We start from the raw sequence: 20,666 nt of genomic DNA on the forward strand, positions 1-20,666 counted from the left end.
GGCCGGTTTGCGGGCCCGTGCCCGCCCTGCCGGTCCGTCCGGGAGGGTCCCCCCGGCTTGTGGCCGGGGGGACGCCGCAGCGGCGGCACTCCCGCGGGCCGCGGCGGCCGCCCGGCAGGGCTTACAGCCCCGGGATCCGGCCGTTGCGGAAGAGGTCGACGAAGATCTGGTGGTCGGCGCGTGCCCGGGCGCCGTACGCGTGGGCGAAGTCCACCAGCAGCTCCGCGAAGCCGTCCTCGTCGGCGGCGATGGCCGCGTCGATGGCACGCTCGGTGGAGAAGGGGACCAGGGAGTGACCGCTCTCGTCGTCCGCCGCCGCGTGCATGGTCGCGGTGGCCCGCCCCAGGTCGGCGACGACCTCGGCGATCTCGGTCGGTTCGTCGATGTCGGACCAGTCCAGGTCCACGGCGTACGGCGAGACCTCGGCGACCAGCTGGCCGGAGCCGTCGAGCTCGGTCCAGCCCAGCCACGGATCGGCGTGGTCCTGGAGCGCGCGCTGCGAGATGACGGTGCGGTGCCCCTCGTGCCGGAAGTAGCCGCGGACCCGCTCGTCGGTGATGTGCCGGGAGACGGCGGGGGTCTGCGCCTGCTTCATATAGATCACCACATCGTTCTCGAGGGCGTCGCTGTTGCCCTCCAGCAGGATGTTGTACGAGGGCAGTCCGGCGCTGCCGATCCCGATGCCGCGGCGGCCGACGACGTCCTTGACGCGGTAGGAGTCGGGGCGGGCGAGGCTGGACTCCGGCAGTGTCTCCAGATAGCCGTCGAAGGCCGCGAGGACCTTGTAGCGGGTGGCCGCGTCCAGCTCGATCGTGCCGCCGCCGGGCGCGAAGCGGCGCTCGAACTCCCGGATCTCGGTCATCGACTCGAGCAGCCCGAAGCGGGTGAGGGAGCGTGCCACGCGCAGCGCGTCGAGCAGTGGGCCCTCGGCGGCGTCGAGCGTGAAGGGCGGCACCTCGTCATCCTTGGCGCCGGTGGCCAGCGCGTGGATCCGCTCCCGGTAGGCGGTGGCGTACGTCCGCACCAGGTCGGTGATCATCTCGTCGCTCAGCGCCTTGGTGTAGCCGATCAGGGCGACGGAGGCGGCGAAGCGCTTGAGGTCCCAGGTGAAGGGGCCGACGTAGGCCTCGTCGAAGTCGTTGACGTTGAAGATCAGCCGGCCGTTGGCGTCCATGTAGGTGCCGAAGTTCTCGGCGTGCAGATCGCCGTGGATCCACACCCGGACGTACGGTCGTCCAGATACGGCGAGCCTTCCCGGTCCTGGAGATCGTTGTAGAACAGGCACGCCGTGCCGCGGTAGAACGCGAACGCCGAGGCGGCCATCTTCCGGAACTTCACCCGGAAGGCTGCCGGATCGGCGGCCAGCAGCTGCCCGAAGGCGGTGTCGAAAACGGCGAGGATCTCCTCGCCGCGCTGCTCGGCCTGGGCGGCCGGGGCCTGCTGGGACGACATCGCGGTGCGCCTCCTGGGTGCGTGACATTGGGGACAGAGGTCCGCGCCGCCGGGCCTGCGGGGCGAGCGGACGGTCAACAGATGCAACGGGCGAGGCTACCGGTGAGTGCCCGTCCGCTGTCGGTGCGGAGACGTAGACTTCGTTGCCGTCGCCCCCCATCCCGAGGCGCTTCGCGCCGCAGTTCCTCCGGAGGCCCCCCGCCGTGACCAAGCCGCCGTTCACGCACCTGCACGTCCACACCCAGTACTCCCTGCTGGACGGTGCCGCGCGGCTGAAGGACATGTTCAACGCCTGCCGCGAGATGGGCATGACGCACATCGCGATGACGGACCACGGCAACCTCCACGGGGCGTACGACTTCTTCCAGCAGGCGCAGAAGGCGGACATCACGCCGATCATCGGTATCGAGGCCTATGTCGCTCCCGAGTCGCGGCGGAACAAGCGCCGTATCCAGTGGGGCCAGCCGCACCAGAAGCGCGATGACGTGTCGGGTTCGGGTGGTTACACCCACAAGACGATCTGGGCGGGCAACAGGACCGGGCTGCACAACCTCTTCCGGCTGTCCTCCGACGCCTACGCCGAGGGCTGGCTGACCAAGTGGCCCCGGATGGACAAGGAGGTCATCGCCCAGCACTCCGAGGGCCTGATCGCCTCCACCGGCTGCCCCTCCGGCGAGGTGCAGACCAGGCTCCGGCTGGGCCACTTCGACGAGGCGCTCAAGGCGGCCTCCGAATACCAGGACATCTTCGGCAAGGAGAAGTACTTCCTGGAGCTGATGGACCACGGCATCGAGATCGAGCGCCGGGTCCGCGACGGACTGCTGGAGATCGGCAAGAAGCTCGGTATCCCGCCGCTGGTCACCAATGACTCGCACTACACCTACGCGCACGAGTCCGGCGCCCACGACGCCCTGCTGTGCATCCAGACCGGCAAGAACCTCTCCGACCCGGACCGGTTCCGCTTCGACGGCACCGGCTACTACCTCAAGTCGACCGACGAGATGTACGCCATCGACTCCTCCGAGGCCTGGCAGGAGGGCTGCGCCAACACCCTGCTGGTGGCGGAGCAGATCGACACCGAGGGCTGGTTCGACAAGCGCGACCTGATGCCGCGCTTCGACGTCCCCGAGGGCTACACCGAGGTCAGCTGGTTCCAGGAGGAGGTCAGGCGCGGCATGGCCCGCCGCTACCCCGGCGGTGTCCCCGAGGACCGGCAGAAGCAGGCCGAGTACGAGATGGACATCATCATCCAGATGGGGTTCCCGGGGTACTTCCTCGTGGTCGCCGACTTCATCATGTGGGCCAAGAACAACGGCATCGCGGTCGGCCCGGGCCGTGGCTCCGCGGCGGGCTCGATCGTCTCGTACGCGATGGGCATCACCGACCTCGACCCGATCGAGCACGGTCTGATCTTCGAGCGGTTCCTCAACCCCGAGCGCGTCTCCATGCCCGATGTCGACATCGACTTCGACGAGCGCAGGCGCTCCGAGGTGATCAGGTACGTCACCGAGAAGTACGGCGCCGACAAGGTCGCCATGATCGGCACCTACGGCACGATCAAGGCGAAGAACGCGATCAAGGACTCGGCCCGCGTCCTGGGCTACCCGTACGCGATGGGCGACCGGATCACCAAGGCGATGCCCGCCGATGTCCTCGGCAAGGGCATCGACCTGTCCGGCATCACCGACCCCCAGCACCCGCGTTACAGCGAGGCGGGCGAGGTCCGGGGGATGTACGAGAACGAGCCGGATGTCAAAAAGGTCATCGACACCGCCAAGGGTGTGGAGGGCCTGGTCCGGCAGATGGGCGTGCACGCCGCGGGCGTGATCATGTCCAGCGAGACGATCACCGACCACGTCCCGGTCTGGGTGCGGCACTCCGACAACGTCACCATCACGCAGTGGGACTATCCCACCTGCGAGTCGCTCGGCCTGCTGAAGATGGACTTCCTGGGCCTGCGCAACCTGACAATCATGGATGACGCCGTCAAGCTCATCAAGCGCAACAAGGGCATCGACATCGAGCTCCTGTCGCTGCCGCTCGACGACCCGAAGACCTACGAGCTGCTGTGCCGCGGTGACACCCTCGGGGTCTTCCAGTTCGACGGCGGTCCGATGCGCTCCCTGCTGCGGCTGATGAAGCCCGACAACTTCGAGGACATCTCCGCGGTCTCGGCCCTGTACCGGCCGGGCCCGATGGGCATGAACTCGCACACCAACTATGCGCTGCGCAAGAACGGGCAGCAGGAGATCACTCCGATCCACCCTGAGCTGGAGGAGCCTCTCAAGGAGGTCCTCGGCATCACCTACGGCCTCATCGTGTACCAGGAGCAGGTGCAGAAGGCCGCCCAGGTGCTCGCCGGATACTCGCTCGGACAGGCCGACCTCCTCCGCCGGGCGATGGGCAAGAAGAAGCAGGAAGTCCTCGACAAGGAATTCATTCCGTTCCAGAAGGGCTGCCGCGAGCGCGGCTATTCGGACGAGGCCATCCAGGCGGTGTGGGACGTTCTGGTGCCCTTCGCCGGATATGCCTTCAACAAGGCGCACTCCTCCGCGTACGGGCTGGTCACCTACTGGACCGCCTATCTCAAGGCCAACCACCCGGCCGAGTACATGTCGGCGCTGCTCACCTCCGTGCGGGACGACAAGGACAAGTCGGCGATCTACCTCAACGAATGCCGCCGTATGGGCATCAAGGTGCTGCCGCCGAACGTCAATGAGTCCGAGGCCAACTTCGCCGCCCAGGGTGACGATGTGATCCTCTTCGGTCTCACCGCGGTCCGCAACGTCGGTCAGAACGTGGTGGATTCGATCATCCGCTCCCGTAAGTCGAAGGGGAAGTACACCTCGTTCCCCGACTTCCTCGACAAGGTCGAGGCGGTCGTCTGCAACAAGCGGACGGTCGAATCGCTGATCAAGGCAGGCGCCTTCGACGAGATGGGCCACACCCGGAAGGGACTCACGGCGCATTACGAGCCCATGATCGACAATGTGGTCCAGGTCAAGCGCAAGGAGGCCGAGGGCCAGTTCGACCTCTTCGGAGGCATGGGCGACGAGTCCTCCGACGACGGCCCCGGCTTCGGTCTCGATGTCGAGTTCTCCGACATCGAGTGGGACAAGGCCTATCTGCTGGCGCAGGAGCGCGAGATGCTCGGCCTCTATGTCTCGGACCACCCGCTGTTCGGCATCGAGCACGTCCTGAACGACAAGGCGGACGCGGCGATCTCACAGCTGACCGGCGGCGAGCACTCCGACGGTGCGATCGTGACCATCGGCGGCATCATCTCCGGCCTCCAGCGGAAGATGACCAAGCAGGGCAACGCCTGGGCCATCGCCACCGTCGAGGATCTGGCGGGCTCCATCGACTGCATGTTCTTCCCCGCCACCTACCAGCTGGTCTCCACCCAACTGGTCGAGGACACGGTCGTCTTCGTGAAGGGCCGTCTCGACAAGCGGGAGGACATCCCCCGGCTCGTGGCCATGGAGCTGATGGTCCCCGATCTGTCGGAGGCCTCCGCCAACGCGCCGGTGACGATCACCATTCCGACGGTGAAGGTCACTCCACCGCTGGTGGAGAAGCTCGGTGAGGTGCTCACCCACCACCGAGGCTCCACCGAGGTGCGGATCAGGCTCCAGGGGGCGAGGAAGACCACCGTGCTGCGGCTCGACCGGCACCGGGTCACCGCCGACCCGGCGCTCTTCGGCGATCTCAAGGTGCTGCTGGGACCGGCCTGCCTGGCCGGCTGAGACCCGCCCGGAGAACCGGTGGGCGCGCCCGTTTCGACGGGCGCGCCCTTCGTTCGTTCAGCGGTGGAGGTCAGTTGTGGCCGAACCGCTTCTGGGACTTCCGGCTCGGCATGTCCGCGGGAGTGATGGGCGACTGCCGCTGTTCGGCCTGCGCGTCGATCGCGCTCCCGGCCTGCTCCTCGCCGCGCTCGGCGGCACCGCGGCTCGGCGCACGCCTGCGATCTCGGTTCTTGTTCTTGGCCATGATCGTGCCTCCTGTGAGGGGGATCGCGGAACCCTGGCCTGCGGCCCGGCGGGAAAGCCGGGGCCGCTTCGGGAAATAACGCTCGCACGTGATGACAATGAACGCATTTCGTGCAATTACCCTGAGTGAAAAGGATGACTGGGGCCATGTGCCCGTATCCGCCACGCCGATGATCGAGTTCCGGCTGATAACCCCCGTACGGTCGGGCAGACTCGAAGGAAACCCGAAGCGAAGCCGTTCACGGGGGCGACCGACTCACGAAAAGAGGGTGCAACGTGGACCGCTGCGTCGTTCTGGTGGACGCCGGATACCTGTTGGGCGCCGCCGCGAGCCTCCTCGCCGGGGAGCCTGCCCGGTCACGGATCTCCGTTGACCACGCCGCCCTCATCCAGGAACTGCGGGAGCGCGCCGAGGCGGACACCGAGCAGCCGCTCCTGAGGATCTACTGGTTCGACGGCGCTCCCGACCGAGTACCGCAGCCGGAGCACCGGCGGCTGCGCGTCATGCCGCGTGTGACCGTACGGCTCGGCGCGCTCACCCGGAGCGACGGGCGCTGGGCGCAGAAAGGCGTCGACGCCGCCATGCACGCCGAGCTCACCGAACTGGCCCGTAACCGTGCCTGCTCCGACATCGTCCTGGTCACCGGCGACGGCGATCTGCTGCCCGGCCTGATGGACGCCAAGGAGCACGGCGTGGCCGTCCATCTGTGGGCCGTGCAGGCCGCCGACGGCGACTACAACCAGTCCGAGGACCTCGTCGCCGAGGCCGATGAGCGCCGGGTCCTGGACCGTGCGTGGATCACCCGGGCCGTACGGGCCAAGGAGCTGATCGGCCCCTGCGCGCCGCCTCCGGCCCCCGGTCCCGAGATCGCCGCGATCCTCTCCGCCCCGCTGCCGGAGTCCGGCGCCCATGGCGGCAGCCGCGGCGTGACGGCGAGCCCCACGTCGGCCAACGGCTCCACGGCCGGAACGCCGGCGGCCGCGCCGGCCGCCCCCGCCCCGGGAGCCCCCGACGCCACCGGCCCCAAGGGCGTCCCGACGCCGAAGGATCTGGCCGGGCTCGGCCGGGCCCACACCAGCCAGCCCCAGCAACCGGCCGGCGCCACGCTCCGCTGGTCCTCCGACCGGGGCTGGGTCGAGCGCGGAGGCCCCCTCGAGCCTCCGGAAACGGCGTCCCTGCCCACGCTGGCCCAGCTCACCAGCGCCGAGCAGCGCTGGGCGGACCGTGAGGAGGACATCACGGCCGTGAGCGGCGACCCCTTCGAAGTGGGCCAGGTCTTCGCCCGCCGCTGGACCGAGCGGTTGTCCTCCGCCACCCACCTCCAGCAGGTGTCCCGGGAGTACCCGAGGATTCCGCACCGGATCGACGGTGAGCTGCTGCGGTACGCGGCGCGCTTCGGCCTCCTCGCCCACAAGGACGACCAGATCGACGAGCACGACCGCTACGCGATCCGCGCCGGTTTCTGGCGCGAGGTGGACACGCGTACGCCTTCCGACCGTGCCGCATCCGACGACACATAGGTGCTCCGGGCCACGCGGGTCCACAGAACACCGAGGCGCGCCGGGGCCGTGGGTCCGGGCGGAGAAGGACGCCCTGCCAGGGCCGGGGGGCCGGGCGCCCGGGTGGACAGAGCCCCGCCGGAGTCCCGCAACCGTCGACGCCACTCCAGGCCCGCCGGAGGCACACACACCCGGTCAGCGCCGTCCGACGCCCCTCCGGCGACTGACGGCACCGACGGAGACACAAGGCCCCCGACGGAGACACCGGCGGAACGGACGAATCGCCCCCGAGGACCGGTGCACCGGTCCGGACGCGTACCCTCATTGCTCGTGAGCACGGGCACAGCACAGGCAGGGCGCGGCGTCGGAGCCGAAGCGGCGGGAGCCGCGCCCGCGTGCGCCGTACGGGACCTGGTCAAGACCTATCCCGCGGCGCGGGCCCGCCGGGGCCGGCCCGCCGCGCCCGCCGTCAGGGCCAGCGACGGCATCACCCTCGACGTCCGCCGTGGCGAGATCTTCGGGCTGCTCGGCCCGAACGGCGCCGGCAAGTCCACCCTCGTACGCCAGCTGACGGGGCTCATGCGCCCCGATGCGGGCAGTGTCCGTGTGCTCGGCCACGATCTTGTACGCCACCCCGACCGGGCGGCGCGCCTGGTCGGCTATCTCGGCCAGGAGTCCACCGCACTCGACGAGCTGACCGTCGCGCTCGCCGCGGAGACCACCGGCCGGCTGCGGGGTCTCGACCTCCGCACGGCTCGCGCCGAGCGGGACGCGGTCCTGGACGAGCTGGGGCTCGCCGAGATCGCCGGGCGGCCGCTCAAGCGGCTCTCCGGCGGTCAGCGACGGCTCGCCTGCTTCGCCTCGGCGCTGGTCGGCGACCGGCCCGTACTCGTCCTCGACGAACCGACCACCGGTATGGACCCCGTGGCCCGGAGGGCGGTGTGGGCCGCCGTGGACCGCCGCCGCGCCGAGCGTGGCGCGACGGTCCTGCTCGTCACCCACAACGTCATCGAGGCGGAGACGGTTCTGGACCGGGTCGCGGTGCTGGAGCGGGGCAAGGTGATCGCCTGCGACACGCCGAGCGGCCTGAAGGCGCTCGTCGCCGACGAGGTGCGCCTGGAACTCGTCTGGCGGGACCGGGCCCCGCTCGAGGTGCCCGAGGTCGCGGCGCTGCGCGCGTCCGCGAGGGAGTCGGGGCGCCGCTGGACGCTGCGGCTGTCCCCGGACGAGGCCCGGGCCGCGGTCGGCGCCGTCACCGGCGGCTCGGCCTTCGCGGCACTCGACGACTTCACTCTCATCACGCCCAGCCTCGAGGATGTCTATCTGGCGCTCGGCGGCCGCACCGAGGGCCTGGTGAAGGGATGACCGCCGCGCTCCACGCCGTACAGGCCGTCCACGCCGTCCACGTTCTCCGCACCGCCCGCGTCATCCGCGTCATCCGCGTCATCCGTGCCGTCCGGCAGACCGCAACGAACAGGAGCAGCGCAACGTGAGTGTCGTGCCTGCGGAGCCCGTGTCCGTCCGGGCGCGGACCGACCGGGCGTGGTCCGAGGACAGCGGGGCCGCGCCGCTGGCGTCGCGCGCCCGGCTGCTGCCCGCGCTGGCCGCCGTCTACCGGGCCCAGATGTCGCGGGCCCGGGTGGCCCGGATCCCGCTGCTGTTCGTGGCGACGTTCCAGAGCGTCGGGATCATGGTGCTGATGCGCGGCGTGGTCGACGGCGGCGACGAGGCCCGCGCCGTGGTCGCCGGGTCCAGCGTGCTGGTGGTGGCCTTCGTGGCGCTCAATCTGCTCGCCCAGTACTTCGGACAGCTACGGGCGAGCGGCGGCCTCGACCACTACGCCACGCTGCCGGTGCCGCCCGCGGCGGTGGTGCTCGGAGCGGCGGGGGCGTACGCCTCCTTCACCGCCCCGGGCACGGTCGTCACGGCCGTGGTGGGCAGTGTGCTCTTTCAGCTGCCGCTGGTGAACCTGTGGGTGCTGGCCGCCGTGATCCCGCTCGCGGGTGCCGCCCTGGCCGGTCTCGGCGCGGCGCTCGGGCTGCTCGCGCCCCGCCAGGAACTCGCCACACTGCTCGGTCAGTTGGGCATGTCCGCCGCGCTGCTGCTCGGTGTGCTCCCCGCCGCGCATCTGCCCGGCCCCGTGGCCTGGGCGCGGGACCTGCTGCCGTCCACCTACGGGGTCGAGGCGCTCGCCCGTACGTTCGAGGCGGAACCCGACTGGCCGGCCGTCGGTGGGGATCTGGCCGTCTGCGCGGCCGTGGGCGTGGCCTCACTGGCCGTGGCCACTTGGGCCTACCGGCGGGCGGCGGTCCGATGACGCGCCCCGACCACCGTCCTGCCGACCGTGGCACGGCGCCCGGCTGGCACGATGGCGGTGTGACCGCACCAATGACACCGCACGGCCAGCCCTCGCACGACCCATGGCGCAAGCCGGCCGACGCCCGCGGGCCCGAGCCGGCCGCCGCGGAGGAAGAGCCGGGGCCGCGCGCCGAGGTGCGACGGGCCGTGCTTCTGGCCCTGGCCCTCACCTCCGCGGGAGTGCTCCTGGGCCTGCTGTGGCTGTGGCTGGCGCCGAGGGTCCCGCTGATCTCGGACGGCAAGGCGGTCTACTTCAAGAACTCCGAGGGCGAGGAAGCGGTGGGCGCGGACGGCACGTTCGTGCTGCTCGCGCTGGGCTTCGGCGCCCTGGCCGCACTGGTCGTCTTCTGCCTCTTCCGGCGCGGGGGCATCGCGTTGGTGGTGGCCCTGGCGGTCGGCGGACTGCTGGGGTCGGTCGTCGCCTGGCGGCTGGGCGTATGGCTCGGCCCGCCGCAGGACGTAGCCGCGCACGCCCGATCGCTGGGCAAGGGCGCGGTGTTCGACGCGCCGCTGCAGTTGCGGGCGAAGGGCGCCCTGCTGGCGTGGCCCATCGCGGCGGCGGCGCTCCATCTCGCACTGACGGGCTTTTTCGGCCCCCGCGACCCGGAGCCGGAGTACTAGGCAGGCGTGTTCCCCGCCGTCCGCCCGAAGGGCGGGCCCCGCGGGGTAGGGCGCGTGACGCAGGTGGCCGGGCGAGGGTCCCACGGTCCGGTGGTTGAGCTATGGCCGGGGGAGTGGTTCCACGGCCTGGTGCTTGCGCCGCTATGGCCAGGTGAACGGGTCTACGGTCCGGTGGTCGCGCCGTGAGGGCGTGCGGGTCTACGCCCGGTGGCGGCGCGGTGAGGGCGCGGAGCCTGACGCCCGGTGGCCGGGCGAGGGTCCCACGGTCCGGTGGTTGCGCGATGGCGGGTGAGCCGGCCCACGGTCCGGTGGTTGCGTAAGGGGGCGCGGGGCCCACGGCCCCGCGGGCGCGTTACGGCCGGGCGATCGGAGCCAGGACCGCGTCCGTGAGCGCCGCCAGGTCCGCGGGGGCCAGTTCGATCTCCAGACCCCTGCGGCCCGCCGAGACGCACACCGTCGTATGGGCCGAGGCCGATACGTCGAGCACCGTGGGCAGCCGGCGCCGTTGCCCCAGGGGTGAGATGCCGCCGCGGACATAGCCCGTGGCGCGTTCGGCCGCCGCCGGGTCCGCCATCGCCGCCCGCTTGCCGCCGAGCGCCGACGCCAGTGCCTTCAGGTCGAGCGACCCCGCGACCGGTACCACCGCGACCGTCAGCGCGCCGTCGACCTCGGTGAGAAGGGTCTTGAACACCCGCGCGGGTTCCACTCCCAGAGCCCGTGCCGCCTCCTCGCCGTACGAGGGTGCCGCGGGGTCGTGCTCGTAGGAGTGCACGGTGAACGTCCTGCCGGACGCGGCCAGGGCGACCGTGGCAGGCGTGCCACCGCTCTGTTTCTGCTTCTTCTTCGCCACGGCGCGGGAACCTTCGCTCAGTTGGGGCTGGTCGGCTTCCGGGTCAGATCGACCGCGGGCAGTGAGGGGATGTTGCGGATCACCGCGCTCTCCGCGCGCAGGATCTCCAGCTCCTGCCCGAGCCGGTGGGCGGTGTCGGAGGCCTCCAGCAGCCGCTGTTTGGACGGCGTGTCGAGGACGGCCGCCGCGGCGACCAGATAGGACAGCACGGACGGTTCGTCCGGCAGGTCCTGTTCGGTGCTCAGTGACCGCTCGTTCGCCCCGGCCAGCCGCTTCTGGTACGTGCGGAAGGCCCGCAGGACACCCGAGGCGAGCGCCCCCGCCCCCTCGCCCGGCTCCTCCGGGATCTCCTCCAACTCGCCGACGAGATACGGGCCGGAGGCGTCGACCGACAGCAGCCGGAAGCGGGTGGTGCCGGTGGCCAGCACATCGAACCCGCCGTCCTCCTTCTCCCTGATGGTGGCGGCGTCCGCGACGCAGCCCACCGTGTGGAAGGCCTTGATCGGGTCGTCGCCGAACCCGGCCGCGGGCCCGTGCTCCGGCAGGGCGGTCGCGTCCGGCATGCCGGGAGCGCTCGGCGCGACCTCGCGGCCGTCGCGGATGGCGACCACCGCGAACCGGCGCGGTGCGTCCTCGTCCAGCTTCAACAGGTCGCGCATCAGGGCGCGATACCGCTCTTCGAAGATGTTCAAGGGCAGGACGAGGCCCGGGAACAGCACCGAGTTCAGGGGAAAGAGCGGCAGGCGTGCGATGGTCACGACGGTCAAGCCTAATGGTCTTGGCCGGGAGAGCTGCCAGGCCGTCGCCACAGGGGCATCGTGGAGGCGAGCTGGATACGCACGCCGTCGCGCAGTTCGAGGAACTGGCCGAGCGGGTCGTCGGAGATGCGGCTCCACGGGAACGCCGTGGCGCGGGGGCCGATCAACCGGAACTGTTCGAGGGCGTCGGCCCAGCGCCCCCGGGTGATGAGGACATGGGCAAGGAGGTTGCGGACCTCGGCGGGCCAGGGGTCGCCGGGCTCGTAGCGGGCGGACAGAGCGACGGCCCGGTCGGCGGCGGCATCGATCCGCTCCTCGGACACGGCATCGACCGGCTCCTCGGCCACGCCCGCGATCCGTTCGTCGGGCACGGCGCCGATCCGTACGTCGGCCAGGGGGCCGAACCGTTCGCCGGGCAGGGCGTCCAAGCGCTCCTCGGGCACCGGGCTGTCACCGTCCGGCGCCTCGAAGGCCGCCCGGACCGGCAGCGCGTGCAGCAGCGAGCCGGGCAGTGCCTGCTCCGCCGCCCGTTCGGCGAAGGCGAAGCGCTCCCCGAACGAGCCGTACCACCGCAGTGCCGCGACATGGCAGCCGTAGTGATGCGGGGAGCGGAGTACGGCCTCCTTCCACAGGAGGTCGAAGTCCGCCCGCCCCGCCCGGACGCCGCGCGCCTGGTCCAGGGCGATACGCCACGGCACGGGGTCGCGTGGGCACGCCGCCGCGGCGGCCTCCACGAGCGGGACGGTCTCCCGCAGGGCTTCGGCGCGGGCGGGCCGCTCCCAGGCGCTGCGCACGGCCAGCTCGGCCCGGAGGAGCGCCGCGTCCGGATCGCGCGGCGCGGCGGCCCGCCAGTCCGTGAACCAGCCCGGGCGGGACTGGGCGAAGACGGCGAGCGATGTGCTGTAGCGGTCGCGCGACTCCCACTCGGCGGCTTCCCGGGTCGCGGCGAGCAGCGCGGCGGCAGGCCGGTGATCGCCCCGCCCGGCGGCCGCCAGGGCGGGGGCCAGCCGTTCGTCGGGCGCGTCGAGCAGCACCTCGTCATCCGGCGTCAGACCAGCGGCGAGCCCTGGTGTGTGGCGGATCATGCGCGCGGTGTTGATCAGGGCGCGGAGGAAGACCATGAAGCCTCCGGCAGTAGGAGCGGCACCGCACGGACGGGCCGCTCCTCCGTATTAAACCGCAGGTCGGAGCGGTGTCAGCGGGATTCGATGACGCTTCGGCATCAACGAAAAGGTTGCCTGCGGAATGGCCAAGGCCGGGTAAAAGTCACCCGAACGTGGCAGTCCGCCACCGCCTTGAGTGAACGGGGCGGGACAGCCGTCCGCGCATCGGCTTGGCGTGTCAGCTCTGCTTGTCAGCTCTGCTTGTGAGCTCCGCGCCGCAGCTGCGCGTGTCAGCTCCGCCGCAGCAGCCGTGAGGCCCCCGCCGCCACCGTCGTGGCCAGGATCCAGCCCAGTACGATCAGCATCGCCGCCGCCCACTGGAACCGCCCCTGGGGCTTCCAGTGGCTGTCCTGGCCCAGGTCGATCACCGGCAGCAGCAGATCGAGGGCGTACAGCGCCGGATTCCAGTGCGGTGACTCGCCGCTCTTGAGCTCGGCCGGCGGATTCCGGTCGAAGACCACGGCGCCGAGCGCCCACAGCACCGCCATCCACAGCGCGGCCCGCCCGGGCTTGTAGCCGTACGCCACCGTCCAGTCCTGGAGATACCCCCAGAGCTTCCCCGCCAGCGGCAGTGTCTCCCGCCGCCGCCGCTGCTTGGCCAGCAGCACCTGCCGGGCCTCGGCGTCCTCGCCGCTCGCCCGCAGCGCGTTGGCCAGCTGCTCGTACGGTTCGGGTGCGTACTCCGGAGTCGCCGCCGCCACCCATTCCAGCCGCCGGGCCAGCGGGAAGTGCCCGCGCGCAATCAGGGTCTCGTAGGCGAACCCGGCGATCGAAAGCCCGCCGGGACCGGGCCAACTCGTCGACTTGTCGACCAGGTTGACGACCTTCGCACCCGAGAGCACCACCCGCCCCCGCTGCGGCCGCTCCCCGAGGAAGCGCAGTTCCGGCGTCTGGATGCGGCGCAGGGACACCTCCTGGTCCGCCTCCAGGGAGAACCGCGCCTGGTAGAAGTCCACCGCGTCTCCGAACCGCCCGTCGTCGAGCCGGACGCCGCCCTCCGCCTCGAAGCGCTGCATCCGGGTCCCCCGCGTCGGGGTGTTGGTGATCCCGTACGGGGGTGTCGACCCGGTGGTGAACGGCGAGCTGCTGAGGCCCGCCGCTGTCATGTACAGCGTCCGTTCGACGGTCAGCTGGGGAGCGTTGAGCGCCCACCGCCCGTACGGATTGCGCAGCTGGCTGCCGCGCAGGCTCAGTGACACGCCGATCTGCGCCCCGCGCATACTGATCTCGCCATAGGACTCGATCATCTCCGCCTGGAGGTCCTGCGCCACGGTCAGCCCGTCGGCGGCTATCGAGCGGCCCTTGCGGTCCTTGTGCACCGTGAGCTGGTTGAGCAGCAGATCGGTGCCGATGTGCGCATCGGTGAGCCGGATGCCGTTGCGCACCGTGCAGCGCGGCAGATGCAGATCGCCCTCGGTGGCAAGCCGGGCGCCCTCCAGCCGGGGAATGGAGCAGGAGACCATCCGCAGGGTCGAGAACCGGCACTCGGGCAGCAGCACCTGGCGCTCGAAGCGGCAGCCCTGGAGTTCGACGTACGGCTCCACGGAACCGCCGGACAGATCCAGACTGCCGGTGATGTACGCCCCGGTCAGCTTGAGCGAGGCGACTCGCCCGGGCTGCGCGGGAGGCCCGGCGAGCAGGAGCAGGGCGACGACGCGGGCACGCACGGTGCGATCCGGGCCCCACGCGTACTGCCCGTTCGGATCGTCGTGCACCGGATTGCGGGTGCGAAGATCGTGTGTGCTGCCATTGCGGAACGCCTGCCACATGCCCCACTCCGCCGTGGTCAGTTCAAGTCCCTCCGGCGGCTCGCCGTTCTCTGGCACGGACACCTCCGCAACCCCCTCCAGCGCCGCACGGCCCATCCGGCACGTACACGCTCCCTATTCCCGTTCCGTAACGGGTTGAACGCTAGCGGTCAGGGGTAACGGGCGGATCAAGGCGGGGTGCGTATCAGCCATTGATACGGGCGAACGGCCGCCGGACCGGGTCTGAGACAATTAACTCCGTGATCTCCCGAATCGATCTGCGCGGTGACGCCCTCCCCGAGGGCGCCGCTCTGCGTGACCTGCTGCCCCGTGCCGAGTTCGACGTCGAGGCCGCCCTGGAGAAGGTGCGGCCGATCTGCGACGACGTACGCCATCGTGGCACCGCGGCGCTGATCGACTACGCGCAGCGGTTCGACGGTGTGCGGATCGAGCGGGTCCGCGTCCCGGCCGAGGCACTCGCTCGTGCTCTGGAGGAGCTGGACCCGCAGGTCAGGGAGGCGCTGGAGGAGTCGATCCGCCGCGCCCGCCTCGTCCACCGCGAACAGCGCCGCACCGATCACACCACCCGGGTCGTGCCCGGCGGCACCGTCACGGAGCGCTGGGTCCCCGTCGAGCGCGTCGGGCTGTACGTCCCCGGCGGCCTGGCCGTGTACCCGTCGTCCGTGGTGATGAACGTGGTGCCCGCGCAGGAGGCGGGCGTCGACGCCGTCGCGGTCACCTCGCCGCCCCAGAAGGCCTTCGGCGGTCTGCCGCACCCGACGATCCTCGCCGCCTGCGCCCTGCTGGGCGTCAACGAGGTGTACGCCGCCGGCGGCGCCCAGGCCATCGCCATGTTCGCCTACGGCACGGAGGAGTGCCGACCGGTCAACCTGGTCACCGGCCCCGGCAATATCTATGTGGCGGCCGCGAAGCGCCTGCTCAAGGGCCGTATCGGCATTGACGCCGAGGCCGGGCCGACCGAGATCGCCATCCTCGCCGACGCCACCGCGGACCCGGCGCACGTCGCCGCCGACCTGATCAGCCAGGCCGAGCACGACACTCTGGCCGCGGCCGTGCTGGTCACCGACTCGCCCGGACTGGCGGAGGCGGTCGAGGCCGAGTTGAAGACCCAGGTCGGCGTGGCCCGGCACCGCGAGCGGATCACCGAGGCCCTGGCCGGCCGGCAGTCGGCCATCGTCCTCGTGGACGGTGTGGACGAGGGCTTGCGGGTGGTCGACGCGTACGCCGCCGAGCACCTGGAGATCCAGACCGCCGAGGCGGCCGCGGTCGCCGCCCGGGTGCGGAACGCCGGCGCGATCTTCGTCGGCCCCTACGCCCCGGTGTCGCTCGGCGACTACTGCGCGGGCTCCAACCACGTCCTTCCCACCGGCGGCTGCGCCTGCCACTCCTCCGGCCTGTCCGTGCAGTCCTTCCTGCGCGGCATCCATGTCGTGGACTACACCCGCGACGCCCTCTCCGACATCACCCGCCTCGTGGTGACGCTCGCGGAGGCCGAGGACCTGCCCGCGCACGGGGCGGCCCTCAAGGCAAGGTTCGATGGGAAGGTGCCGAGCTAAGTGACCGGCATTGACGATCTCCCCATCAGGGACGAGCTGCGCGGCAAGTCCCCCTACGGAGCGCCGCAGCTCGACGTTCCGGTACGCCTGAACACCAACGAGAACCCGTACCCGCTGCCCGAGCCGCTGGTGCGGCGCATCGGCGAGCGTGTCACCGAAGCCGCCCGCCACCTCAACCGCTACCCGGACCGGGACGCGGTCGAGCTGCGCACCGAGCTGGCCCGCTATCTCACCCGCACCGCCGGCCACGAGGTCGGCCTCGCCAACGTCTGGGCGGCCAACGGCTCCAACGAGGTCATCCAGCAGCTGCTGCAGACCTTCGGCGGGCCGGGCCGCACGGCGATCGGCTTCGAGCCCTCGTACTCGATGCACGCCCTGATCTCGCGCGGCACCGGCACCGGCTGGATCTCCGGGCCGCGCAACGACGACTTCACCATCGATGTCGAGGCCGCCGTCCGGGCCATCGGCGAGCGGAAGCCGGAGGTGGTCTTCGTCTGCTCGCCGAACAACCCGACCGGCACGGCCGTCGACGCGGACACGGTCCTCGCCCTCTACGAGGCCGCGCAGGCCGCCGAGGCCACGCCTGCCGGAGCGCTGGTCGTGGTGGACGAGGCGTACGGCGAGTTCAGCCACCACCCCTCCCTGCTGCCGCTGATCGAGGGCCGGCGGAATCTCGTCGTCAGCCGCACCATGTCCAAGGCCTTCGGCGCCGCCGGACTGCGGCTGGGCTATCTCGCCGCCGACCCGGCGGTCGTGGACGCCGTCCAGCTGGTCCGTCTGCCGTACCACCTGTCCGCCGTGACCCAGGCCACCGCGCTCGCGGCGCTGGAGCACACCGATACGCTGCTCGGGTACGTCGAGCAGCTCAAGGCCGAGCGGGACCGCCTGGTCACCGAGCTCCGTGCGCTGGGCTGCGAGGTCACCGACTCGGACGCCAACTTCGTCCAGTTCGGCCGCTTCGACGACGCCCACGCCACCTGGCAGGCCCTGCTGGACCACGGCGTGCTGGTCCGTGACAACGGCGTACCGGGTTGGCTGCGGGTCAGCGCCGGCACCCCCGCCGAGAACGACGCGTTCCTCGACGCCGTACGGGCCCTGATGAAGGAACGCAGCACGAAGGAGAACCGATGAGCCGCGTGGGCCGCGTGGAGCGCGCCACCAAGGAGACGTCCGTCGTCGTCGAGATCGACCTCGACGGCACCGGAAAGGTCGATGTGTCGACCGGGGTCGGTTTCTACGACCACATGCTCGACCAGCTCGGCCGCCACGGCCTGTTCGACCTCACGGTCAAGACCGACGGCGACCTGCACATCGACAGCCACCACACCATCGAGGACACCGCCATCGCCCTCGGTGCCGCGTTCAAGCAGGCGCTCGGCGACAAGGTCGGTATCTACCGCTTCGGCAACTGCACCGTGCCGCTGGACGAGTCCCTCGCCCAGGTCACGGTCGACCTGTCGGGCCGCCCGTACCTCGTGCACAGCGAGCCGGAGAACATGGCGCCGATGATCGGCGAGTACGACACGACGATGACCCGGCACATCCTGGAGTCCTTCGTCGCACAGGCGCAGATCGCGCTGCACGTCCACGTGCCGTACGGGCGCAATGCCCACCACATCGTGGAGTGCCAGTTCAAGGCCCTGGCCCGCGCGCTGCGCTATGCCTCCGAGCGTGACCCGCGCGCCGCCGGAATCCTCCCCTCCACCAAGGGCGCGCTGTGAACACCCTGTCGACCGTTCTGATCATCGTCGGACTGTTCCTGCTCGGTGGCGTCTACTCCTTCTCCAAGCAGAAGATGCCCAAGGGCGTCATCGTGCTGCTGGGCCTGGCCTCCGCGCTGTGCCTGGTCGCCGGCGCCCTGCGACTCGAGGGGGTGTGGGCATGACCCGGACCGCCAAGCGCGTCGTCGTGTTCGACTACGGATTCGGTAACGTCCGCTCCGCCGAGCGGGCCCTCGCCCGCGCCGGCGCGGATGTCGAGATCACCCGTGACTACGACAAGGCCATGGCCGCCGACGGTCTGCTGGTGCCGGGCGTCGGCGCCTTCGCGGCCTGTATGACCGGCTTGCAGGAGGCGCGCGGCGACTGGGTCGTCGGGCGGCGGCTCGCCGGCGGCCGCCCGGTGATGGGCATCTGCGTCGGTATGCAGATCCTGTTCGCCCGCGGCATCGAGCACGGCGTCGAGGCCGAGGGGCTGGACGAGTGGCCCGGCACGGTCGAGCCGCTGCGGGCGCCCGTCGTTCCGCACATGGGCTGGAACACGGTGAAGGCCGCGGAGGACTCCCAGCTCTTCGCGGGCCTCGACGCCGACGCGCGCTACTACTTCGTGCACTCCTACGCCGTGCGCGCCTGGGACTTCGAGGCGGGCAACGCCAACGTCCGCGCCCCCAGGGTCACCTGGGCCACACACGGCGAGCCGTTCGTCGCGGCCGTGGAGAACGGCCCGCTGTGGGCGACCCAGTTCCACCCCGAGAAGTCCGGCGACGCCGGAGCCCACCTGCTCCGCAACTGGCTCGACACGCTATGACCGGAGTGCGCCTCGTCGCCGTCCGCCCACGGTTCCCGGCCCTGCGCCGCGGCCCGGGCGGCGGCGAGAGGCAGCACCCCGCCGGCCCGTCCCCGTCCTCCCCGAGTCCTCACCGTAAGGTCCCGCTATGAGCACCCACCGCCTCGAACTCCTCCCCGCCGTCGATGTCCGCGACGGCCAGGCCGTCCGGCTGGTCCACGGCGAGTCCGGCTCCGAGACGTCCTACGGCGACCCGCTGCAGGCCGCCCTCACCTGGCAGCGGGCGGGTGCCGAGTGGCTGCATCTGGTGGACCTCGACGCCGCGTTCGGCACCGGTGACAACCGCGCCCGGATCGCCGAGGTCGCCCGCTCCATGGACATCAAGGTCGAGCTCTCCGGCGGCATCCGCGACGACGACACGCTCGCCGCGGCCCTGGCCACCGGCTGCACCCGCGTGAACCTCGGAACCGCCGCCCTGGAGACCCCGGAGTGGGTCGCCAAGGTGATCGCCGAGCACGGCGACAAGATCGCGGTGGGCCTGGACGTACGGGGCACCACGCTGCGCGGCCGCGGCTGGACCCGCGACGGCGGCGACCTGTACGAGACGCTCGCCCGGCTCGACTCCGAGGGGTGCGCGCGGTACGTCGTCACCGACATCGCCAAGGACGGGACGCTCCAGGGCCCGAACCTGGAGCTGCTCAAGAACGTCTGCGCGGCGACCGACAAGCCGGTGGTCGCCTCGGGCGGCGTCTCCTCGCTCGACGACCTGCGCGCCATCGCGAGTCTGGTGCCGGAGGGTGTCGAAGGCGCCATCGTGGGCAAGGCCCTCTACGCCAAGGCGTTCACGCTGGAAGAGGCGTTGAAGGCCACCTCCTGAAGGAAGGCAGTCGTATGACGTCGTCCGAGTCCGCCCAGCGAGTGCAGTCCGACAGCCACTGGGAGGAGACGATCGGCTTCGCGCGCGCTGTCGCGGCGGGGGACCGGGTGATCGTCTCCGGCACCATGCCATTCGTCGGCAGGGTGCTCCAAGGGGAGGGCGACCCCTATGAACAGGCGCTCGCCGCCTTCCGTAACGCGCTCTCGGCCCTGGAGAAGTTCGGTCTGGGCGCCGAGAACGTCATCCGTACCCGTATGTACCTCACGCACGCGCGTGACGTGGACGCGGTCGGCCGAGCCCACAAGGAGCTCTTCGACGCCGTACGCCCGGCCGCGACCCTCGTCGTGGTCTCCGGCTTCGTGGACTCGCGGGTGCTGGTCGAAGTCGAAGTAGAAGCGTTCCGCTGACGCGGAGAAAGAGAGCCGGAGAGTCATGACCCTGGCGGTCCGAGTCATTCCCTGCCTGGACGTGGACGGCGGCCGGGTCGTCAAGGGCGTCCATTTCCAGAACCTGCGTGACGCGGGCGACCCCGTCGAGATGGCCAAGCTGTACGACACCGAGGGTGCCGACGAGCTGACCTTCCTCGACATCACCGCCTCTTCCGGCGACCGCGAGACCACGTACGACGTCGTACGCCGCACCGCCGAGCAGGTCTTCATCCCACTGACCGTGGGCGGCGGCGTACGGACGACCCAGGATGTCGACAAGCTGCTGCGGGCCGGTGCGGACAAGGTCGGCGTCAACACCGCGGCGATCGCCCGCCCCGAGTTGATCCGCGAGATCGCCGAGCGGTTCGGCCGCCAGGTGCTCGTGCTGTCGGTGGACGCCCGCCGCTGCCCGGAGGGGACGGTGACGGACTCCGGTTTCGAGGTCACCACGCACGGCGGCCGCCGTGGCACGGGCCTGGACGCCGTCGAGTGGGCTCACCGCGCCGCGGAGTTGGGCGCGGGCGAGATCCTGCTCAACTCGATGGACGCGGACGGCACGAAGGACGGCTACGACACGGCGATGATCGAGGCGGTCCGCAAGCACGTCACCATTCCGGTGATCGCGTCGGGCGGCGCGGGAAAGCTCGACGACTTCGCACCGGCGGTCGCGGCCGGAGCGGACGCGGTGCTGGCCGCCTCGGTCTTCCACTTCGGCGACCTGCGGATCGGCGAGGTCAAGAAGACCCTGCGCTCGGCGGGCCACCCGGTCCGCTGACACGCCTGAGCAGGGTCTCGCGCCCCCCGGGCGCGCCCGACGGGTCCGGCCCCCTGTGCACGCTC

Annotated in this window: 19 protein-coding genes and 1 pseudogene; 14 read left to right on the forward strand and 6 right to left on the reverse strand. The window is 71.1% G+C overall.

Features of this window, described 5'->3' with window-relative positions:
• Positions 1 to 121 precede the first annotated feature (121 nt).
• Positions 122 to 1,452, reverse strand: a pseudogene (locus tag ACTWQE_RS23185) (DUF2252 domain-containing protein).
• A 203-nt stretch (positions 1,453 to 1,655) separates the two neighbouring features.
• On the opposite strand from ACTWQE_RS23185, the gene dnaE reads away from it, so the two are divergent.
• Positions 1,656 to 5,198 (forward strand): DNA polymerase III subunit alpha, encoded by a 3,543-nt coding sequence (gene dnaE / locus ACTWQE_RS23190; RefSeq protein WP_443330958.1) that lies wholly within the window; start codon positions 1,656 to 1,658, stop codon positions 5,196 to 5,198.
• Positions 5,199 to 5,268: 70 nt separating this feature from the next.
• Here dnaE and ACTWQE_RS23195 read toward each other — a convergent pair whose 3' ends face one another.
• On the reverse strand, positions 5,269 to 5,442 hold the full coding sequence (locus tag ACTWQE_RS23195; RefSeq protein WP_443330959.1) for a hypothetical protein: 174 nt from the start codon (positions 5,440 to 5,442) through the stop codon (positions 5,269 to 5,271).
• Positions 5,443 to 5,717: 275 nt separating this feature from the next.
• On the opposite strand from ACTWQE_RS23195, the gene ACTWQE_RS23200 reads away from it, so the two are divergent.
• The 5 genes from ACTWQE_RS23200 to ACTWQE_RS23220 all read left to right on the forward strand — a co-directional run bounded on the left by ACTWQE_RS23200 (position 5,718) and on the right by ACTWQE_RS23220 (position 9,920).
• Positions 5,718 to 6,962 (forward strand): NYN domain-containing protein, encoded by a 1,245-nt coding sequence (locus ACTWQE_RS23200; protein WP_443330960.1) that lies wholly within the window; start codon positions 5,718 to 5,720, stop codon positions 6,960 to 6,962.
• Between the two features lie 309 nt (positions 6,963 to 7,271).
• Positions 7,272 to 8,306 (forward strand): ABC transporter ATP-binding protein, encoded by a 1,035-nt coding sequence (locus ACTWQE_RS23205; protein ID WP_443330961.1) that lies wholly within the window; start codon positions 7,272 to 7,274, stop codon positions 8,304 to 8,306.
• On the forward strand, positions 8,303 to 8,434 hold the full coding sequence (locus tag ACTWQE_RS23210; protein ID WP_443330962.1) for a hypothetical protein: 132 nt from the start codon (positions 8,303 to 8,305) through the stop codon (positions 8,432 to 8,434). Before ACTWQE_RS23205 ends, ACTWQE_RS23210 begins: the two co-directional genes overlap by 4 nt.
• Positions 8,431 to 9,258 (forward strand): ABC transporter permease, encoded by an 828-nt coding sequence (locus tag ACTWQE_RS23215; RefSeq protein WP_443330963.1) that lies wholly within the window; start codon positions 8,431 to 8,433, stop codon positions 9,256 to 9,258. Before ACTWQE_RS23210 ends, ACTWQE_RS23215 begins: the two co-directional genes overlap by 4 nt.
• Positions 9,259 to 9,317: 59 nt before the next feature.
• Positions 9,318 to 9,920 carry a DUF2567 domain-containing protein gene (locus ACTWQE_RS23220; protein ID WP_443330964.1) on the forward strand — a complete coding sequence of 201 codons (603 nt, stop codon included), beginning with the start codon at positions 9,318 to 9,320 and terminating at the stop codon, positions 9,918 to 9,920.
• A gap of 352 nt (positions 9,921 to 10,272) precedes the next feature.
• Here the strand turns inward: ACTWQE_RS23220 and ybaK are convergent, their stop codons facing one another.
• The 4 genes from ybaK to ACTWQE_RS23240 form a co-directional block, all read right to left on the reverse strand.
• Positions 10,273 to 10,770 carry a Cys-tRNA(Pro) deacylase gene (ybaK, locus tag ACTWQE_RS23225; protein ID WP_443330965.1) on the reverse strand — a complete coding sequence of 166 codons (498 nt, stop codon included), beginning with the start codon at positions 10,768 to 10,770 and terminating at the stop codon, positions 10,273 to 10,275.
• A gap of 17 nt (positions 10,771 to 10,787) precedes the next feature.
• Positions 10,788 to 11,528: an LON peptidase substrate-binding domain-containing protein gene (locus ACTWQE_RS23230; RefSeq protein ID WP_443330966.1), complete on the reverse strand. Its 741-nt coding sequence runs from the start codon at positions 11,526 to 11,528 to the stop codon at positions 10,788 to 10,790.
• A gap of 11 nt (positions 11,529 to 11,539) precedes the next feature.
• Positions 11,540 to 12,649 (reverse strand): hypothetical protein, encoded by a 1,110-nt coding sequence (locus ACTWQE_RS23235; RefSeq protein ID WP_443330967.1) that lies wholly within the window; start codon positions 12,647 to 12,649, stop codon positions 11,540 to 11,542.
• A 272-nt stretch (positions 12,650 to 12,921) separates the two neighbouring features.
• Positions 12,922 to 14,523, reverse strand: coding sequence for an oxidoreductase (locus ACTWQE_RS23240; RefSeq protein ID WP_443330968.1), 1,602 nt, complete (start codon positions 14,521 to 14,523; stop codon positions 12,922 to 12,924).
• 176 nt (positions 14,524 to 14,699) lie between these two features.
• Between ACTWQE_RS23240 and hisD the strand changes: the two genes are divergently transcribed.
• The 8 genes from hisD to hisF all read left to right on the forward strand — a co-directional run bounded on the left by hisD (position 14,700) and on the right by hisF (position 20,601).
• Positions 14,700 to 16,016, forward strand: a complete 1,317-nt coding sequence (hisD, locus tag ACTWQE_RS23245) for a histidinol dehydrogenase (RefSeq protein ID WP_443330969.1) — start codon at positions 14,700 to 14,702, stop codon at positions 16,014 to 16,016.
• Complete coding sequence (locus ACTWQE_RS23250; protein ID WP_443330970.1) at positions 16,017 to 17,147, forward strand: histidinol-phosphate transaminase; 1,131 nt, start codon at positions 16,017 to 16,019, stop codon at positions 17,145 to 17,147. It begins immediately after the preceding gene.
• Positions 17,144 to 17,737 carry an imidazoleglycerol-phosphate dehydratase HisB gene (gene hisB, locus ACTWQE_RS23255; RefSeq protein ID WP_443330971.1) on the forward strand — a complete coding sequence of 198 codons (594 nt, stop codon included), beginning with the start codon at positions 17,144 to 17,146 and terminating at the stop codon, positions 17,735 to 17,737. Before ACTWQE_RS23250 ends, hisB begins: the two co-directional genes overlap by 4 nt.
• Positions 17,734 to 17,901, forward strand: coding sequence for a hypothetical protein (locus ACTWQE_RS23260; RefSeq protein ID WP_443330972.1), 168 nt, complete (start codon positions 17,734 to 17,736; stop codon positions 17,899 to 17,901). The genes hisB and ACTWQE_RS23260 overlap by 4 nt, the downstream gene beginning before the upstream one ends.
• Positions 17,898 to 18,542 carry an imidazole glycerol phosphate synthase subunit HisH gene (gene hisH, locus ACTWQE_RS23265; RefSeq protein ID WP_443330973.1) on the forward strand — a complete coding sequence of 215 codons (645 nt, stop codon included), beginning with the start codon at positions 17,898 to 17,900 and terminating at the stop codon, positions 18,540 to 18,542. The genes ACTWQE_RS23260 and hisH overlap by 4 nt, the downstream gene beginning before the upstream one ends.
• Before the next feature lie 127 nt (positions 18,543 to 18,669).
• Positions 18,670 to 19,398, forward strand: coding sequence for a bifunctional 1-(5-phosphoribosyl)-5-((5-phosphoribosylamino)methylideneamino)imidazole-4-carboxamide isomerase/phosphoribosylanthranilate isomerase PriA (gene priA / locus ACTWQE_RS23270; RefSeq protein WP_443330974.1), 729 nt, complete (start codon positions 18,670 to 18,672; stop codon positions 19,396 to 19,398).
• A gap of 14 nt (positions 19,399 to 19,412) precedes the next feature.
• Positions 19,413 to 19,805 carry a RidA family protein gene (locus ACTWQE_RS23275; protein WP_443330975.1) on the forward strand — a complete coding sequence of 131 codons (393 nt, stop codon included), beginning with the start codon at positions 19,413 to 19,415 and terminating at the stop codon, positions 19,803 to 19,805.
• Positions 19,806 to 19,830: 25 nt separating this feature from the next.
• Positions 19,831 to 20,601 carry an imidazole glycerol phosphate synthase subunit HisF gene (gene hisF / locus ACTWQE_RS23280; RefSeq protein ID WP_443330976.1) on the forward strand — a complete coding sequence of 257 codons (771 nt, stop codon included), beginning with the start codon at positions 19,831 to 19,833 and terminating at the stop codon, positions 20,599 to 20,601.
• Positions 20,602 to 20,666 lie beyond the last annotated feature (65 nt).

It is taken from the genome of Streptomyces sp. 8N706 (genome assembly GCF_052245415.1).
In the GTDB taxonomy this organism is placed as follows: domain Bacteria; phylum Actinomycetota; class Actinomycetes; order Streptomycetales; family Streptomycetaceae; genus Streptomyces.

Excerpts from the sequence above, each read along its gene's own strand:
- ACTWQE_RS23195 (WP_443330959.1), bottom strand. The coding sequence starts at position 5,442 with ATGGCCAAGAACAAGAACCGAGATCGCAGGCGTGCGCCGAGCCGCGGT.
- ACTWQE_RS23210 (WP_443330962.1), top strand. The coding sequence starts at position 8,303 with ATGACCGCCGCGCTCCACGCCGTACAGGCCGTCCACGCCGTCCACGTT.
- ACTWQE_RS23275 (WP_443330975.1), top strand. The coding sequence starts at position 19,413 with ATGACGTCGTCCGAGTCCGCCCAGCGAGTGCAGTCCGACAGCCACTGG.
- hisB (WP_443330971.1), top strand. The coding sequence starts at position 17,144 with ATGAGCCGCGTGGGCCGCGTGGAGCGCGCCACCAAGGAGACGTCCGTC.
- ACTWQE_RS23235 (WP_443330967.1), bottom strand. The coding sequence starts at position 12,649 with ATGGTCTTCCTCCGCGCCCTGATCAACACCGCGCGCATGATCCGCCAC.
- priA (WP_443330974.1), top strand. The coding sequence starts at position 18,670 with ATGAGCACCCACCGCCTCGAACTCCTCCCCGCCGTCGATGTCCGCGAC.
- hisH (WP_443330973.1), top strand. The coding sequence starts at position 17,898 with ATGACCCGGACCGCCAAGCGCGTCGTCGTGTTCGACTACGGATTCGGT.
- hisF (WP_443330976.1), top strand. The coding sequence starts at position 19,831 with ATGACCCTGGCGGTCCGAGTCATTCCCTGCCTGGACGTGGACGGCGGC.